The following is a 17641-nucleotide window of genomic DNA, read 5'->3' on the forward strand; positions in this document are numbered from 1 at the left end:
ATAATGAGTGCTTAATCGTCAATTAGCATATTGGATTGGGGGCATAGTATTATGGAAGAGAATGGTGAGACCGACATAGTAAAAAACAAAAAGCTTAAGAAAAAAGCTACAATAAAAGAATGGATTATAGATATAGCTATTGTAGCGTGCATAGCACTGTTTATATGGAATTTTGTTGGATATGGTGTTTGGATTACAAGTGGTTCTATGATTCCAACCTTAGGAGTCAAAGATAGGCTCATTGTAACGAGAGTCCATGATTTTGACAGTTTAAAAGAAGGAGATATCGTTTTATTTAAACAGGAGGAATACAATAATGATATATTGATAAAAAGATTGATAGGACTTCCGGGAGATAAAATAGAAATTAAAAATGGTGTTGTTTTTAGGAATGGAGAGCAGCTCCAAGAAGATTATGTTAAGAATAAAGATCATTCTAATGGTATTTATCAAGTGCCACAAGGAAAGTATTTCTTTTTAGGTGATAACAGACCAAACTCCAGTGATTCAAGAGAGTGGAAAAATCCTTATGTTGATAAGTCCCAAATAGAAGGGAAGGCAAGAATAAAGTATTATCCAGTAAATCAATTTGAAATTTATAAATAATATGTAAAAATGAAGACATATAAAATTTAAATTTAGGGAAAGATAAAATTTACAAAAGATACTGGGATTGTATCCTGTATCTACCAAGAAAGTTGATGTTGAAAAAAAGTATAAAAAGTATTAAAATATTATATTAACCATCTAAATCAAAATATGATGATTATTATAAGTTAAGAAGATTTATTTTGAGAAAGTGAGAGTATAATGGAATTAAATGAAGAAAATTCAGAAAAAAAATCATTGTTTGCATTTATTTTTGCAAAGAATGGATTTATTAGAGAATGGGTAATTCCTATCATAGCTGCAATGGGATTTGCATTTTTAATAAATAAATTTGTAGTTTATAATGTTTATATACCAAGTGAATCTATGGTTCCTACACTAAATGTGAATGACAAATTAATTGTGACTAAAGTTTATGATACAAGTAAAATTCAAAGAGGAGATATAATTGTATTTTATTCAGATGAACTTAATGAGATACTCATAAAGAGAGCCATTGGACTGCCTGGAGATCATATTGAAATACATGAAGGTATTGTTAACGTAAATGGAGAGGACATTAAAGAGGATTATGTAAAAAATAATGAGATAATTAATAAGAAACTTGTATATGATGTACCGCCTAATAAATTCTTTTTCTTAGGAGATAACAGAGCTCGTTCAAATGATGCAAGATTCTGGATTAATCCATATATAGATGCTTCTGATATACAAGGAAAAGCAAGAATTAAATATTATCCAATTAAGGATTTTGGAAATCTTAGATAAGCGTTCGACGAGTTTATAATTATGAAGAATGGGATATAATTACAATAACTATTACCAATTAGTATGTATATTCTAGCTGATCTTTGAATTGATTTACAGCTATAGAAATGGGGGTTGGAAAATGAATGAGAAGTATATAGTAGATAGAATTGAAGAAAATTATGCAGTTGTTGAAAAAGAAAATGGGGATATGTATAGAATAGCTAAAGATAAAATTAAAGGAGAGTTCAAGGATGGAGATATTTTGGTTAATCGAGGAGAATATTTTGAAATAGACCACACATTCACATTGAATAGAAGAAAAGAAATAGAGGATATTACAAAGGATATGTGGAAAGAATAATCTAATCGATAAATATTACTATAGAAAAAATAATAAAGATTTGGGAAGGTGATTAGATGCCGAATGATAATAATGGAAACAACAAAAATAATAAAAATAAGAATTCAATTACAGTTGCAATTACTTATTTTTTAATAGCTTTTGCATTCTTACTTGCTTTTAATTATGCAAGAGATACAGCAACAACAAGGCAAATTAACTATAATGATTTTACAAGATTGTTAGAAAACAAAGAGATTTCAGAAGTAGTTATTACAAGTGAAAATTTAATAATAACACCAAGTGAAAAAAATGAGGAATATAAGGGTAAAACTTTATATACAGCTAATATTAATGATCAAACTTTAATAACAAAGTTAAATGAAGCTGGAGTTAATTTTACAGGGAAAAATCCTAAAGAAACTCCAATTATGAATTTTTTACTTACTTGGATATTGCCAATGGTAGCTATATTCTTCCTATGGAGATTTATGTTCTCTAAAATGGGAGGCGGCGGAGGCGGTGTCATGGGCATCGGTAAAAACAACGCCAAGGTTTATATGGAAAGCGAAATAAAAGTAACCTTTGATGATGTAGCAGGGCAGGAGGAAGCCAAAGAATCCTTAAAGGAAGTTATAGACTTCTTAAATGCACCTGATAAATATACTCAAATTGGAGCTAAGCTTCCTAAGGGAGTTCTGCTTGTAGGACCTCCAGGAACAGGTAAAACACTTATTGCAAAAGCTGTTGCAGGAGAAGCTAAAGTACCATTTTTCTCTCTTTCAGGTTCAAGTTTTGTTGAAATGTTTGTCGGAGTTGGTGCTTCAAGAGTTAGAGAATTATTTAAGGATGCTGTTGCAAAAGCACCATGTATTATATTTATAGATGAAATTGATGCAATTGGTAAGAGCAGAGATAATCAAATGCAAAGTAATGATGAAAGAGAGCAAACTTTAAATCAATTGCTTTCTGAAATGGATGGATTTGATTCTTCAAAGGGTGTAGTTTTACTTGGAGCTACAAATAGACCGGAAATACTTGATAAAGCTTTGCTTAGACCAGGTAGATTTGATAGAAGAGTTATAGTTGATAGACCAGACTTTAAAGGAAGAGAAGCTATACTTGCAGTTCATGCTAAGGATGTAATCTTGGCTCAAGATGTAGATTTAACTGAAATTGCAAGAAGTACTCCAGGAGCTGTAGGAGCTGACCTTGCTAATATTATTAATGAAGGTGCTTTAAGAGCTGTAAGAAGAAGAAGAAAAGCTGTTCTTCAAGAAGATTTAAGAGAAGCTGTTGAAGTTATAATAGCTGGTAAGGAAAAGAAGGATAGGATCTTATCGCCTAAGGAAAGAGAAGTGGTTGCTTTCCATGAAGTAGGTCACGCACTTGTTGCAGCAATGCTTAAGGGAACAGATCCAGTTCATAAAATTACAATAGTACCTAGAACAATGGGTGCATTAGGTTACACTATGCAGCTGCCAGAAGAAGAAAAATACTTAACATCAAGAGAAGAAATAATAAATCAAATAACAGTTATGCTTGGTGGTAGATCAGCAGAAGAAGAAGTGTTTAATTTAGTATCCACAGGAGCTTCAAATGATATTGAAAGAGCTACTGCATCAGCTAGAAGTATGGTTTCTATTTATGGTATGAGTGATAGATTTGATATGATGGCTTTAGAATCTGTACAAAATAGATACTTAGATGGAAGAGCTGTTAGAAATTGTAGTGAAGAAACTTCAACTATTTTAGACGAAGAAACTTTAAAGATAATAAGAGAGGCTCATGCAAACGCAAGAAAGCTTCTTAGAGAAAATAGAGATTTATTAGATAAGATTTCTGAAGTTCTTTTAGAAAAGGAAACTATATTTGGAGATGAATTCTTTGATATTGTTTATGAGAAATATCCTGAAATGAAGGAAGAAAAAGAAAAGGAAAAATCAGAAAATGAAAAACGTGTTAAAGAATTACAAGAAAGAAGAGCTAAAAAGAATTCTTTAAACACAGTAATAGATGATAAAACTATTACTTCTAACCAAAAGGCAGAAGCTGACATTATAAATCCAGCTAATTCACTAGAATCTGAAAATGCAGATACAAGAGAAATAGCAGGTAATGTTAATGAGGATAGTTCAAATAAGATAAATGATGTAAGTGCCAATGCAGAAAACAAAAATAATGACACAGAAAATAATGGACCTACTTGGTAAACAAAATTAGAAATAGCGGAACTCATAAGTTCTGATATATAATTTACAATAAAAAATAATCATTAATGCACAATGTGAGTAAAAACTAAAAAGTTTAAAGCTCAACATTGTGCATTTTAAACCTAAAAAATTATATATCCAATTAACAATTTAAAATGTAAAATTAACAATAAAGGAAAAAGCATAAGCTTTTTTAAACTAAAAATTCAAAAGAAACCTTACAGGGTTTCAACCATAACTGTTAACTTTAAACTGTTAACTGCTAACTGATCAAAGGGGTGTAGTATGAATAAAGATTTAGATTTTTTAAAAGAAGAAAGTAAACTGCAAGAAATTACAGATATATTAAATAAAGAAATATTAAACTACTTAGAAAAGAGAAAGAATGTTACAAAGTATATTCTTGATGCAAGAAAAAAGTATGTTGAAGAATATAAGGATGATGAAGATCAGGTTATAGATTACTTTGACCATGAAAACTATGTTCAAGAAGAAGCTTATAAGACAATAGATAAAAGACTTATGGAGTATACTAAACTTAAGGAAGTTCCTTACTTTGGAAAAGTCACCTTTAAAGAAGATGAAGATATTCCAGAAGATATGTATATAGGTAGATATGGGTTAACATTAGAAGGCAGCTATGAACCTTTAATTGTAGACTGGAGAGCTCCCATTGCGGCTTTATTTTATAAGGGGAGCCTTGGGGAAGCTACATATAATCCACCATCAGGAGAAAGAAAAGCCGATATATTAGCAAGAAAACAGCTTATAGTTAAGAAGGGACAGTTAAAGGGAGTATTTGATTCAGCTTTGGATGTTAAAGATGAAATACTTCAAATGGTTTTAACCGAAAATTCTTCAGATAAGTTAAAAGATATAGTAATGACTATTCAACAGGAACAGGACGAAATTATAAGAGAAGATAGAAATAAGGTAGTTGTTGTTAACGGTGTTGCTGGTTCAGGAAAAACTACAATTGCACTTCATAGAGTATCTTATTTACTTTATAATTTTAGAAAATTATTTGGAGACAAGGTATTAATTTTTGGACCTAATGATATATTTATGGATTATATTGGTCAAGTTCTTCCAACACTAGGAGAAGGAAATGTAAAGCAAAGTACATTTGAAAATTTCGTTAAAAAGGAACTTGGTTTAGAACACTTAAATTCAAAGAGTTTTGAAAATTATATAGAAGATGCTATAAATGGAAATGAAGAAGTTTTAAAAGAATATCAATTTAAGACTTCAAAAAAATATGTTCAATTATTAGATTTACTGATAGAAACTTTAGAGGAAGAATATTTTAAAATAATACCAGTTAAATTTTATGAAGAAGAAATTGTATCTGTTTCAGATATTAAAGAAATGTTTAATGGATATTATAAAGATATGCCTTTGTTTAGAAGAAGCGAAAAAATAAGAAGAATTTTAACTTCTAAGATTAAGGATAAAAGAGATGAGCATGTTTATAAATTAAATGCTGAAATGAAAGAAAAGATAAATAATTTATCACCAGAAGATCTTGAAGTAGAAAAAGGAAATATAGAATATTTAAGAAAAATAAAAATAAGAGAAATAATAAGGGAAGTTATAAATTCTCGTAAAGAGGTTGATAGCTGGCTTAAATCTGAGTCAGTAATAAACATATATATGAGCATTATGAATTCTAAAGAATGTTTAAACAGAATACAAGCTCTAGAAAATGTTAATAAGAAAGTTTTAAGCAACATTTTAAATGAGTCAAGGAAGGTTGAATTTTCCTTAGATAATGAGAATAATTATGAAATTATATCTGGAAATCCATCAAGTTTAGGATATTTAGATTTAGTGGGAGTTCTTTATCTTAGAGTAAAACTAGAAGGCTTAAAGGTAAAATCAGAAATTAAACATATTGTAATAGACGAAGCACAAGATTATAGCTTTATACAATTTGAAATAATAAAGGGAATGACAGGCTGTTTAAGCTATACTATAGTAGGAGATTCAAATCAAAGATTGATTACAATCGATGAAGAACCTGCAATGCTTCATTTAGATGAAATATTTAAAGAATCAAATGCTGAAATTAAATCTTATGAATTAAATAAGAGCTACAGATCAACACAAGAAATAATGGAATATGCAAATAGATTTGTAGATGAAGATAGAATAGTTCCTTTAGTTAGAAATGGAGAACCAATAATTGAAGAAACAGCATCTTCAAAAGAAGAGCTTATAGATGTTCTTCTTCCAATAATTGAAGATTATGAAGAAGATGGTTTGGAAAATATTGCAGTAATATTCAAAGATAAAAAGGAATTGTCTGAATATGCATCTCTTATTAAAGAAAAAATAAGTATACAAAGTTTAGACAATGAAGATGTGATTTATAAGGGCGGAAAGGTGCTTTTACCTGCTTATCTTGCAAAAGGTCTTGAATTTGATGGAGTAATAGTGGTAGATAATAAAGAAATTCAGCCTTTATTAAAATATATAATGTGTACAAGGGCTCTTCATAGATTATCTGTAATAGAAACAACATTATATTAATTAAATAAGAGGTGATAGTTATCACAGTAAATAAATTGTCACTGCTACTAGAAAAATACCAAGATAATGATGAATAATTTTTCATAAATATAAATTGTCTTTAACTATTGTCCTTATTAGCAATAGTTAAGGGCAATTTATTTTTATGCAGGTAATTTTGTATACATAAAAGGATAAATTAACGGATATACTAATAAAAACTAATATAATTTTAATTTTAATGCATAAAAGTTAAAAAAATTAAGAATTTACTATTGAGTAAATATAAAAAAAAGTGTATAATTATGCTATCGAATAAATGGGAAGTAATTAATAGTGTAAAGTAGGGGAAGTAAGATATATAAGTATGAATATTACACTATTAAATAAAATATTTTGGAGGTATTATTATATGAAAAAGGGAATAATCAAAAAGTTAATGGCTATAGCAGCTGTAGCAACTATAGCGATAGGAATGGTAGGCTGCGGAGGCGGAGCTACAACTGAAAAGAAAGAAGGAAATGCAGCGCCTGCTGCTAAAACATCAACATTAGATGCAATAAAAGCTAAAAAGAAGCTTGTTGTAGGAACAAGTGCAGATTATGCACCATATGAATTCCATGCACAAATAGATGGAAAAGATCAAGTAGTTGGATTTGATATTGAAATTGCAAAACAATTTGCAAAAGACTTAGGAGTAGAACTTGAAGTAAAAGATATGGCATTTGATGGTTTACTTGTAGCACTTCAAGCTGATAAAGTAGACATGATATTTGCAGGAATGACTCCAACAGATGAAAGAAAGCAAAATGCAGATTTCTCTGATATATATTTTACTGCTACACATAGATTTATCCTTCGTTCTGGAGAAGAAGCTGGAATAAGTAAAATGGAAGATTTAAAAGGGAAGAAAATTGGAGTTCAAAAAGGTTCAATTCAAGAAGGAATAGCAAAAACTAATTTTGAAGCTGGAAACATTAAAGCATTAGACAAGGTTCCAGATTTAGTATTAGATTTAAAGAATAAAAAGATAGATGCAGTTTTAGTTGAATCAACAGTTGCAGACTTAACAATTCAAAAGAACCAAGGTATTGCAATTGCAAGTGGTTTAGAAGTTCAAGATCCAGATGGTGGATGTGCAATAGCTATGAAAAAGGGTTCAACTGAATTACAAACAGAAATTAATAAAACTTTAAAGAAATTAAAAGAAGAAGATAAGATCAAACAATTCTTTGTAGATGCAAATAAATTAGCAACAGAATAATAATAGCAAAAAAATTAGAACATATTTGTAGTAATAATTAAGGCAACACATCTTAAAATCTTAAGATTGTGATGCCTTAAATTATTAGAACAATTAAGGATAACATCTGTATAACTTTTAATTGAAGTGCTGTGTAATTTCAAGTTATTAGAACCATTAAAGATAGAGGTGTAATTATAAAATGAATATAATGAATGAAGCTTTAGAAATAAATGATGAATTAATAAAATGGAGAAGAGATCTTCATAAAATACCTGAAATAGGAATGGTTTTACCAAAGACCTGTGAATATGTAAAAAGCAGATTAGAGGAAATGGGCATAGATTATGTTACATACGAAAATCATTCTGGAATATGTGCTGTTTTAGGAAACAAAGAAGGCAAAACAATTGCTATAAGAGCAGATATGGATGCTTTGGAAATTGAAGAAGAAACAAATTTGGATTTTAAATCTGAAAACGGCAATATGCATGCTTGTGGTCATGATGGACATATGGCAATATTGCTTGGGACTGCTAAAATACTTAAAAAAAATGAAGATTTAATAAATGGTAAAGTCAAATTAATATTTCAACCTTCAGAAGAATGTGCCCCTGGTGGTGCATTAGCAATGATTGAAGATGGAGTGCTAGAAAATCCTAAGGTAGATGCAATATTAGCACTGCATGTTGATAACTACACAGCTAATTGCAAAAATGGAGATGTAATAGCTAAGTATGGAAGTCTTAGTGCCTTCGAAGATCCAATCAACATAAAAATAATTGGAAAGGGTGGTCATGCATCTACACCTGATTTATGTATAGATCCTATTTCTATTGCTACCTTAGTTATTAATAATATTCAATATATTTTGACTAGAGAAATAAAACAAACTATACCTACAGTAATTAGCTTCAGTAGCATTCAAGGAGGAAGAAATTCTAATAATATTATTCCTGATGTGGTAGAAATAAAGGGAACAGCAAGAAATACAGATGCGCAAACGAGAAAATATGTAGTCAAAAGAATTGAGGAAATTGTTTCAGGTTTAACCAAAATCATGAGAGCAGATTATGAATTAAATTTTGATGGTGGATGTTTAGGTGTTGTAAATAATGATGAAATGGTAGACAGATTTATAAATTCATCAAAAAAAATACTTAAGGAAGATGAAATTCAAATTAGAAAAAATGACTGTCTTATGGGAGCAGAAGATGCTGGCTTCTTCTTTGATAAGGTTAAAGGCTGCTATTTTTATTTATATAACCCTAAGGCCTTTGAAGATGGAATAATATATCCACTTCACAATTCAAAATATCTTATGGATGATTCTCTGTTATATAAGGGAGTGGCTTTATTTTTACAAACAGCATTAGATTATTTATTTGAAGTTGATAATTAAGGTTTAATACTTTATAATAGTGAAATGTAGTTTGAGAATTATAAATAGACAATAATCATTTGCATATATAAGATCTGAGAAATATTTTTTATTAAATTAGAATTTATTCACTTATAAAAAGAATAGCTATGCTACAATTCGGAACTTAAACTTAGGTAAGAAGTAAGAAGTAAAAGTGAATAGTTGAGGAAGAAAAGCCACAACTCTTACTTCCTACATATTATCTATTAACTAATCTAATCGCTAAATTTTAATTTATGAATTTAATTAGAACTTATATATTAATAAAAAAATAATAATTAGGAGGGAAAGTATTGAATCTATCATTTTTGGATAAGTATTACGAATATTACTTAAGAGGTGCAGTTATCACAGTTTTATTAGCGTTTTTGGCTGTTATATGTGGAACAGTACTAGGATTGGTTATATCTTTAATAAGACGTTCTAAAATAAAAGTTTTTTCTTGGCTTTCAATAGCTTATGTTGAATTTGTAAGAGGAACACCATTGTTAGTTCAAATATATATTATTTACATTGGATTTCCTAAATTAAATGGTCTGCCTCAGGTAATGGGGATTGCAATGGAAGATTTGATTGTTGGTGTAATTGCTTTATCTTTAAATTCAGCAGCTTACGTATCTGAAATAATAAGAGCTGGAATTGATGCAGTTGACAAGGGACAAATGGAAGCTGCAAGAAGTTTAGGTATGAATCAAAGATTGGCAATGTTTGAAATTATAATACCTCAAGCTTTTAAGAATATTTTACCAGCCCTTGGAAATGAATTTATTTCAGTAATAAAAGAATCTTCAATGGTTTCAGTTATTGGTGTAGCGGAGCTTATGTACAACGCATCTACTGTAAGAGGAAATACGGCTTTAGGATTAGAACCAATAGTAGTTGCAGCAGTTATTTACTTTATAATAACATTTACACTTACAAGAGGTTTAGGTTATGTTGAAAGGAGGATGAAGGCAAGTGATATACGTTAAGGATTTACATAAAAGCTTTGGCAAAAATCAAGTACTAAAAGGAATAGACGAGCACATTGAAAAAGGTGAAGTTGTAGTTGTAATAGGCCCATCAGGTTCAGGAAAAAGTACGTTCTTAAGATGTCTTAACTTATTAGAAGTGCCTACCTCTGGTCAAATTACTTTTGAGGGTAATGATATAACAGCAAAATCAACTAATATAGATAAGATGAGAGAAAAGATGGGTATGGTTTTCCAACACTTTAATTTATTCCCTCATAAGACTGTTGGTGAAAACATATGCTTAGCACCTGTTAAAGTAAAAGGATTATCTCAAGAAGAAGCAAAGAAAATTGCTGTATCCTTATTAGAAAAAGTAGGCTTGTTAGATAAAATAGATGCATATCCAGCTTCCTTATCAGGAGGTCAAAAACAAAGAATAGCGATAGCAAGAGCTTTAGCAATGCAGCCAGATGTTATGCTATTTGATGAACCAACATCTGCCTTAGACCCTGAAATGGTTGGAGAAGTTTTAACTGTTATGAAGGATCTTGCAAAAGAAGGAATGACAATGGTAGTTGTTACTCACGAAATGGGATTTGCAAGAGAAGTTGGAGATAGAATACTTTTCATGGATGGTGGAAAAATTATAGAATCAGGAACTCCTGAGGAAGTATTTAAAAATCCTAAGAATTCACGTACAATTGACTTTTTATCTAAAGTTCTATAATTGTTTGATATTGTAAAATATGTAAACATAAAAAGGAGAAACAAATCTATATAGTCAGATTTGTTTCTCTTTTTTATTGTTTAGACCAGTTATACAAATTTTTGATTTTGAAAGCCAGTGATATAAATGGTTAAACTGAAGTTGGCTTGTAAAATGCTATTACCAATAAATATATAGATATATTAATTAGTATGATGTGAATATTTTTTGAGTATTAGCAATTAGTAAATTGGTTATTAAAGCACCTTATACATAATGTTTATCTATAGTAATTATGCAATTATAAGAAGGATGATATTTCTTAACGCCATTAGATATTTTTTCAATTAATTCATGATCATTTATTGTGAAATCTTTTGGAGGCTCAACCACTACATCGAAAATTAAATTTTTAATGTCGCCTTCACCAACAACTCTAAAATCATGTATTGATTCAATATAGTTAAACTCACTAATTATAGATAAAATCTCATCATAGGCTTTTTTTACTTCACCTTCAATAATACAAATTGGATCAATATGTATTACTAAATAAATTTTAAGGGCGGCTGAAACTTCTCTTTCGGCCTTATCTATTATTTCATGAATTGTAACGACGCTAATATCACTAGGTATTTCAGCATGAATGGATGCCATACATTTGCCTGGGCCATAATTGTGAATGATTAAGTCATGAGTTCCTAATATATTATCATAGGATAGTACCATTTCTTTAATTGAATTAACAAGTTCTGGGTCAGGAGCTTCTCCAAGGAGAGGACTTATAGTATCTTTCACCAAGTTGAAACCAGAATAAACTATAAAGAAGGCAACTGCCATACCGATGTAACCATCTACTGGAAAGGAAGTGAAATTTGCAGCTGCAAATGATATAACAACACAAGTTGAGGTAAATACATCTCCTAAAGCATCTATTGAAGCGGCCTTTAAAGCAGAGGAATTGATCTTTTCTCCAACAAATTTATTAAAACGTGAAAGTACAACTTTAAGGAATATAGACACAAAGAGTAATATAAATGGAACTAAATCAAAAATTACAGGTGTTGGATTTAATATTCTCTCAAAAGAAGATTTAATAAACTGCACACCAACTAACATTACCATAAACGCAACAATTAAGGCGGAAAGGTATTCAATTCTACCATGTCCAAATGGGTGCTCCCTATCTGCAGGTTTACTAGATAATTTGAAGCCTAATATAGTTATTAAAGAAGAAGCAGCATCAGATAAGTTATTGAAGGCATCTGCCATAACAGCTATACTTGAAACAATAAGTCCAACAGAAAATTTTATTATAAATAAAAGGACATTTACTGAAATTCCAACAATTCCACCAAACATTCCATATGAATTTCTAACTTTTTCATCTTTAATGTTAGAACTATCTTTTATAAACATTTTAACTATACGTTCGAAAAACATAAAATACACTCCAATCTTTTAATAATAATCTCCTAGAAATAAGCAATATATTCATTATATTAAATATCTTTAATTAATTAAATACTTTTTATGGATACATTTAGAAATAGAAGAGGATATAAGAGCATAATCAACATATATTATGACTTTTATTATATAATGAATATATACTAATTATTCATTATTGATAAATAATTATTCATTAATAATGGAATAATATTTTGAATTTTAAGAGATTCTAAGTTTATACTAGGCCTTTACTGTGTTATAATCAATATAGAAAATATTCAAGGGGGCAAAATTTTATGAAGGATATTATATTTACGGGTGCAGCAGTTGCTATTGTTACACCTTTCACAGAAGATGGAATTAATTTTTCCGAACTAAAAAGATTAATAGATTTTAATATTGAAAATGGTAGCGATGCAATTGTAATTGCAGGAACTACTGGAGAATCTTCTACTATGACAGATGATGAACATAGAGAGGCTATTAGATTCACAGTTGAATATGTAAATAAAAGAGTGCCAGTAATTGCGGGAACAGGTTCTAATGACACTGTTTATGCTGTAGAACTTTCTAAATATGCAGAAAGTGTTGGAGCAGATGCACTTTTATTAGTTACACCATATTATAATAAAACTACTCAAAGTGGTTTAATCAAGCATTATAATTACATTGCTGATAGAGTGAATATTCCTATTATTTTATACAATGTGCCATCAAGAACAGGCGTTAACATAACTCCTGAAACATACGTTGAATTAGCTAAACATCCACGTATAGTAGCTACGAAAGAAGCGAGTGGGGATCTTTCAGCTATTGCAAAGATAAAAGCTCTTTGTGGTGATCAACTTAATATTTATTCAGGAAATGATGACCAAATAGTACCGATCTTATCTCTTGGGGGCAAGGGGGTAATTTCAGTATTTTCAAATATTATGCCAAAGCAAGCACATGATATTTGTAGCTTTTATTTTGAAGGTAAGGTAAAAGAAAGCTGTGAACTTCAAACAAAATATTTAGATCTAATTAATACATTGTTTATAGAAGTAAATCCAATTCCAGTAAAGACTGCACTTGGTCTTATGGGATATAATGTAGGACAGCTAAGAATGCCATTATTTCCAATGGAAGATAAGAATTTAGATACATTAAAAGCTCAGCTTAAAGCTAATGACCTTATATAATTGAATATATTTAACATTAGTATTGATTGTTAATTAATTTTAGTCAGGCAATAAATTTTTCGGAATTTATTGCCTGACTTATTTTATGATTTTTAACATTATATAGATAAAGTTTTAAATGAGAATTTTTTTCATGAATTCAGTTAATTTGGTTGTGCAAAAAATATAATATGGGAGGTTCCATTATAACTAATTTATTTGTATATACTATTGTTTTAAATAAATGTTGGTAGTATGTTTAAAAATTATAGTAAGTGGAAAGTATTAAGAAGAAATAAGTAATATAAAGCATTGGGCTAATAAATATTCTATTTAATAAATTTAGTAACTTTGTTTATAAATTTATTTATTGTTTTCAAAGTTATAAATAAAAACACAGGTTTGATGAACAGAATTTGTTAGAACATATAGAATATATTTTATTAATCAGTTTTATTTTAATTAAGCAATTTTGATAATTATAAGAAATTGAACAATACTGATACTTTATATATTGAGGTGAATCTTTTTGATACGAAAAAAAGTGAAGTTAAAAAAATTAAAATTTCATATAAATGAGTTTATAAAGGATAATGTTTATAAAAATAAAATAATTAAATGTTGTCCAATTTGTGGTGGAAGTAAATATATTAAACATGGAACTTATAATGGGAAACAAAGATATAAATGTAAAGAGTGTGGAAAGACCTATTCAAAAGCTACCAATTCCTTATGGAGTTACTCAAAAAAGGATTTAAATATATGGATTAAGTTCATTGAATTAATGATGAAAAGAAGATCGTTAAGATTTTGTGCTAAAAAGTTAGACATTAATATAGCAACAGCATTTTATTGGAGACATAAGATTTTACATATTTTAAAAAATGACAGTATTCCTAGTGGCTTAAAAGGTTATGTACATATGAACAAAACAATATTAAAAGAAAATTATAAAGGCTGCAGAAATATAACGACAAAAAGAAGAAGAAATATTTGGGTGGTAGCAGCAAAAGGGAATGAAGATTCTATGTTAGTCATACCAGCATTCTGTGATTTTTGGGATTGGAAATTATTTAAGAGTAAAATTTATTCCAAAATTGAAGAAGGATCGTATATTGTTCCTTATCAAGATAGGTATATTAGTGTGCAAGCTCAAAAACATAATAAAGGTTTATTGAAAGAAGTTGAGCTTGATAATAGAGTAAAATACATTATAGTAAACTTAAGAAAATGGTTAGGTAAATTTAAAGGAGTAGCTACAAAATATTTAGATAGTTATCTTTCATTTTTTGTACTTTTTAATTTGGATAGAAAAATAGATTATATAGATATGATATCTTGTTTATGCAATAAAAATTCATTTATTAAAATAGAAAAGATTAAAATGCAGCAATTAATAATATAGAGATATAGAGAAGCTCTATAGGATTAAAATTTTTAACAACATTTATTTAAAACATATTCATATGTACTATAAAATATAATATGTTCATATAAGAAATTTGTATGAAAAAGTGTGTAAGTATAAATTAGCTAGCAAATAAACATGTGCTTGTATAAATTACTTTTATTTGATTATTATAATATATAGCAAGACTTGGAAGGAAACTTATAATGGATTATAATAAAGTAGAAGATGCGGTTTTTAAGAAGGCAATGGAGGTAATTAAAGAGGGCGCCGCAAAGATTTTTGAGTTAGATCCTAAAATAATTCCTTAATACTGTTTTTAGGTACCATTTGATAAATTTGGGGACGATTCTTCAAGGAAAATATTTTAAGGAGGTTACTGATAGTCTGATATTAGAAGAATGACATTTGAAGAAGTGAAAATCATTTACTAATAAAGCAATTTAAAATGGTAATAGAGGAATATAAAAAATAATTGTTTTTAAGCATATGATGTTAATTTATATAAATAAGCTAATTATTATTTGAAATAAATTGATTAGCATGAAAAAGAGGGAGAAAGTAACTATGAATAACACACAAGAATTATTAAATTTTATAAACAAGAGCAAAACTGCATTTCAAAGTGCATATGAAATTAAGACTATTTTAGATAAAGAAGGATATTCTGAAATTAAAGAAGAAGACACATGGAATTTAGAAAAGGGCGGAAAGTATTATATTAAAAAGAATGATTCAGCAGTAATTGCATTTGAGATTGGAACAGGAGATATTGAAAAAGATGGCTTTAGATTAATTGGAGCACATACTGATTCACCAGGTTTCAGAATTAAGCCAAATCCTGAAATGTTAGTTGAAGGAAAGTATTTAAAGTTAAATACAGAAGTTTATGGGGGACCAATATTAAGTACTTGGTTTGATAGACCATTGAGCATAGCGGGAAGAGTTACATTAAAGGGAGAAAATCCTTTTAAACCAAAAGTAGAACTAGTAGATATTAATAAACCTGTTTTAATAATTCCTAATTTAGCTATACATATGAATAGAGAAGTTAATGAAGGATATGCATTCAACAGACAAAAGGATACATTACCTTTAGTTACAATTGTTGAGGATAAATTAGAAAAGGATGGTTATTTAATTAAATTAGTTGCAGAAAGCTTAAATGTAGCCCCAAGTGATATATTAGATTTTGATTTATTCTTATATGAATATGCAGAAGGTATGTTTGTAGGACCTAATGAAGAGCTTATATCTTGCGGAAGATTAGATGACCTTTGGATGGTATTTGCAGGATTAAAGGCCTTATTAAATAGCAACAAAATTAAAGAAACTAAAGTTTTGGTAGCTTTAGATAATGAAGAAATAGGAAGCTTAACAGCTCAAGGTGCTAATTCTTCTATATTAGAAAACATTTTAGAAAGAATAACTTTAGGTTTAAGTAAGAATAGAGAAGAATTTAGAAGAGCTTTAAGCAATTCAGTTATGATTTCAGCAGATTTAGCACATGGAATGCATCCAAATTATCCAGAGAAATGTGATCCAACTAATCTGCCAATGTTAGGTAAAGGCCCAGTTTTAAAGATTGCAGCAAGTGGAAGCTACTCAACAGATAGCTATGCAAGTGCAATATTTAAAGGAATTTGTGAAAAAGCTGGAGTTCCATGCCAAACTTTTGTAAACAGATCAGACTTAAGAGGCGGAACAACAATAGGACCAATCACTGCAGGTAAGTTAAATATACCAGTGATAGATATGGGAGCACCTGTTCTAAGTATGCATTCAATAAGAGAATTAGCATCAGTAAAGGACAATGAATATACTATAAAGGCATTTACTGAATTTTTTAATTAAATAAGTGCAGTGGGCTAATTAAATAGTATCCAGATTTGTATTGAACTTAGGTATAGATTTTATTTATCTATACCTTTTATTTTCGTTCAACACTAAAAATATAAAGAATTTAGATTAACCTATTTTTATGAAAAGAAAATAATATAGTCAATAAAAATTGAAATGTCTTATATGGGAGTAATATAAGTTGAAGTGCCTGATATCTTTTGGGATATTTTAGGTCAGCATTAAGATATGAGGACTTCGCCATCTCCTATTAATACAACCTTATAATCTGGTTGAAGAGGAATTATATTAAATTTTTTAGATTGTGGTTTTAACCGTATACCCTGAAGTGGTGTTGCATGAGAATCAAAAATAATTATGTAAATACGTTCGTTAAAGGTAGAGTTTTGTACTGTATAAGGTGTATTAGGCGAAAGCTGCAAATCTTTCACTTTGTAAAAACCTTTTTTAAGGGTTTGAGAACTGGCTGTAGCGGGCATTAGTAGTGATTGAAAAGAACAATAGATAAAAAGTAAAAATATGATAACAGCTTTTTTCAAGGGTATATACCACCTTTCTGTTTAAAATTCTAGAATAATTTCATCATTAGTAACTACTAATAATTGATATCCTGGCTGTAGCGTTGTTAAAATATATTCTTCTGAATTAGGTATTAATTGCATATATTGCTGTGTAATCTGATTTGAATCAAAAACCATTATAAAAGTATACTCATCATTAGATGGATTTCTAATGGTGTTTATTTTGTTTTCAGATAAATTTAAATCTTCTGCTTTATATAGTCCTTCTTTAAGAATTTTTGTTTCAGCCATAGAAGGTACTAAAAATAAATTAAAGGATAAATATGAGCAGAATAAAAACATAAAAAAGAACTTTTTCATTAATTTAACCACCTTTCCACTTTAGTTTATGTCAAAAACACTATGTTATTCTCCAAGTCTATCATATTAATACATGCTATTAAGAATATTTTATATATTTATGGTAAAAATATCTCTATTGAGTAATTGGCA

15 protein-coding genes are annotated in these 17641 nt (G+C 28.9%); 12 read left to right on the forward strand and 3 right to left on the reverse strand.

Features of this window, described 5'->3' with window-relative positions; all coding sequences use genetic code 11:
• The first annotated feature begins 51 nt into the window (after positions 1–51).
• The 9 genes from lepB (GXK56_RS01010) to GXK56_RS01050 all read left to right on the forward strand — a co-directional run bounded on the left by lepB (GXK56_RS01010) (position 52) and on the right by GXK56_RS01050 (position 10769).
• The gene (lepB, locus tag GXK56_RS01010; RefSeq protein WP_160683685.1) at positions 52–606 is read left to right on the forward strand and encodes a signal peptidase I; all 555 of its coding nucleotides are present in this window, start codon (positions 52–54) and stop codon (positions 604–606) included.
• Positions 607–810: 204 nt separating this feature from the next.
• Entirely contained in the window at positions 811–1377 is a 567-nt protein-coding gene (gene lepB, locus GXK56_RS01015) for a signal peptidase I (RefSeq protein ID WP_160683688.1), read from the forward strand.
• A gap of 121 nt (positions 1378–1498) precedes the next feature.
• On the forward strand, positions 1499–1720 hold the full coding sequence (locus tag GXK56_RS01020; protein WP_160683691.1) for a DUF3006 domain-containing protein: 222 nt from the start codon (positions 1499–1501) through the stop codon (positions 1718–1720).
• A gap of 56 nt (positions 1721–1776) precedes the next feature.
• Entirely contained in the window at positions 1777–3912 is a 2136-nt protein-coding gene (ftsH, locus tag GXK56_RS01025; protein ID WP_243155973.1) for an ATP-dependent zinc metalloprotease FtsH, read from the forward strand.
• 285 nt (positions 3913–4197) lie between these two features.
• Positions 4198–6444: an RNA polymerase recycling motor HelD gene (gene helD / locus GXK56_RS01030; RefSeq protein ID WP_160683694.1), complete on the forward strand. Its 2247-nt coding sequence runs from the start codon at positions 4198–4200 to the stop codon at positions 6442–6444.
• Positions 6445–6835: 391 nt separating this feature from the next.
• Positions 6836–7687 (forward strand): ABC transporter substrate-binding protein, encoded by an 852-nt coding sequence (locus tag GXK56_RS01035; protein ID WP_160683697.1) that lies wholly within the window; start codon positions 6836–6838, stop codon positions 7685–7687.
• Between the two features lie 181 nt (positions 7688–7868).
• Positions 7869–9068: a M20 family metallopeptidase gene (locus tag GXK56_RS01040; protein WP_160683700.1), complete on the forward strand. Its 1200-nt coding sequence runs from the start codon at positions 7869–7871 to the stop codon at positions 9066–9068.
• A 314-nt stretch (positions 9069–9382) separates the two neighbouring features.
• Complete coding sequence (locus GXK56_RS01045) at positions 9383–10060, forward strand: amino acid ABC transporter permease (RefSeq protein ID WP_160683703.1); 678 nt, start codon at positions 9383–9385, stop codon at positions 10058–10060.
• Positions 10047–10769, forward strand: a complete 723-nt coding sequence (locus tag GXK56_RS01050) for an amino acid ABC transporter ATP-binding protein (RefSeq protein ID WP_160683706.1) — start codon at positions 10047–10049, stop codon at positions 10767–10769. Before GXK56_RS01045 ends, GXK56_RS01050 begins: the two co-directional genes overlap by 14 nt.
• A gap of 246 nt (positions 10770–11015) precedes the next feature.
• Here the strand turns inward: GXK56_RS01050 and GXK56_RS01055 are convergent, their stop codons facing one another.
• On the reverse strand, positions 11016–12191 hold the full coding sequence (locus GXK56_RS01055; RefSeq protein WP_160683708.1) for a cation diffusion facilitator family transporter: 1176 nt from the start codon (positions 12189–12191) through the stop codon (positions 11016–11018).
• Between the two features lie 305 nt (positions 12192–12496).
• Between GXK56_RS01055 and dapA the strand changes: the two genes are divergently transcribed.
• The 3 genes from dapA to GXK56_RS01070 all read left to right on the forward strand — a co-directional run bounded on the left by dapA (position 12497) and on the right by GXK56_RS01070 (position 16622).
• Positions 12497–13381: a 4-hydroxy-tetrahydrodipicolinate synthase gene (gene dapA, locus GXK56_RS01060; protein ID WP_160683711.1), complete on the forward strand. Its 885-nt coding sequence runs from the start codon at positions 12497–12499 to the stop codon at positions 13379–13381.
• A gap of 508 nt (positions 13382–13889) precedes the next feature.
• On the forward strand, positions 13890–14765 hold the full coding sequence (locus GXK56_RS01065) for a transposase (protein WP_160683713.1): 876 nt from the start codon (positions 13890–13892) through the stop codon (positions 14763–14765).
• A 570-nt stretch (positions 14766–15335) separates the two neighbouring features.
• The gene (locus GXK56_RS01070; RefSeq protein WP_160683716.1) at positions 15336–16622 is read left to right on the forward strand and encodes a M18 family aminopeptidase; all 1287 of its coding nucleotides are present in this window, start codon (positions 15336–15338) and stop codon (positions 16620–16622) included.
• 227 nt (positions 16623–16849) lie between these two features.
• On the opposite strand, the gene GXK56_RS01075 is transcribed toward GXK56_RS01070, so the two are convergent.
• On the reverse strand, positions 16850–17167 hold the full coding sequence (locus tag GXK56_RS01075) for a hypothetical protein (protein ID WP_160683719.1): 318 nt from the start codon (positions 17165–17167) through the stop codon (positions 16850–16852).
• Positions 17168–17188: 21 nt separating this feature from the next.
• A complete protein-coding gene (locus GXK56_RS01080) occupies positions 17189–17509 on the reverse strand; it encodes a hypothetical protein (protein ID WP_160683721.1) in 321 nt (106 codons plus the stop codon).
• Between the last annotated feature and the right edge of the window lie 132 nt (positions 17510–17641).

Source organism: Clostridium sp. C2-6-12 (assembly GCF_009928485.1).
Taxonomy (GTDB): Bacteria; Bacillota; Clostridia; order Clostridiales; family Clostridiaceae; genus Clostridium.

Excerpts from the sequence above, each read along its gene's own strand:
- lepB (WP_160683685.1), top strand. The coding sequence starts at position 52 with ATGGAAGAGAATGGTGAGACCGACATAGTAAAAAACAAAAAGCTTAAG.
- lepB (WP_160683688.1), top strand. The coding sequence starts at position 811 with ATGGAATTAAATGAAGAAAATTCAGAAAAAAAATCATTGTTTGCATTT.
- GXK56_RS01020 (WP_160683691.1), top strand. The coding sequence starts at position 1,499 with ATGAATGAGAAGTATATAGTAGATAGAATTGAAGAAAATTATGCAGTT.
- ftsH (WP_243155973.1), top strand. The coding sequence starts at position 1,777 with ATGCCGAATGATAATAATGGAAACAACAAAAATAATAAAAATAAGAAT.
- helD (WP_160683694.1), top strand. The coding sequence starts at position 4,198 with ATGAATAAAGATTTAGATTTTTTAAAAGAAGAAAGTAAACTGCAAGAA.
- GXK56_RS01035 (WP_160683697.1), top strand. The coding sequence starts at position 6,836 with ATGAAAAAGGGAATAATCAAAAAGTTAATGGCTATAGCAGCTGTAGCA.
- GXK56_RS01040 (WP_160683700.1), top strand. The coding sequence starts at position 7,869 with ATGAATATAATGAATGAAGCTTTAGAAATAAATGATGAATTAATAAAA.
- GXK56_RS01055 (WP_160683708.1), bottom strand. The coding sequence starts at position 12,191 with ATGTTTTTCGAACGTATAGTTAAAATGTTTATAAAAGATAGTTCTAAC.
- dapA (WP_160683711.1), top strand. The coding sequence starts at position 12,497 with ATGAAGGATATTATATTTACGGGTGCAGCAGTTGCTATTGTTACACCT.
- GXK56_RS01070 (WP_160683716.1), top strand. The coding sequence starts at position 15,336 with ATGAATAACACACAAGAATTATTAAATTTTATAAACAAGAGCAAAACT.
- GXK56_RS01080 (WP_160683721.1), bottom strand. The coding sequence starts at position 17,509 with ATGAAAAAGTTCTTTTTTATGTTTTTATTCTGCTCATATTTATCCTTT.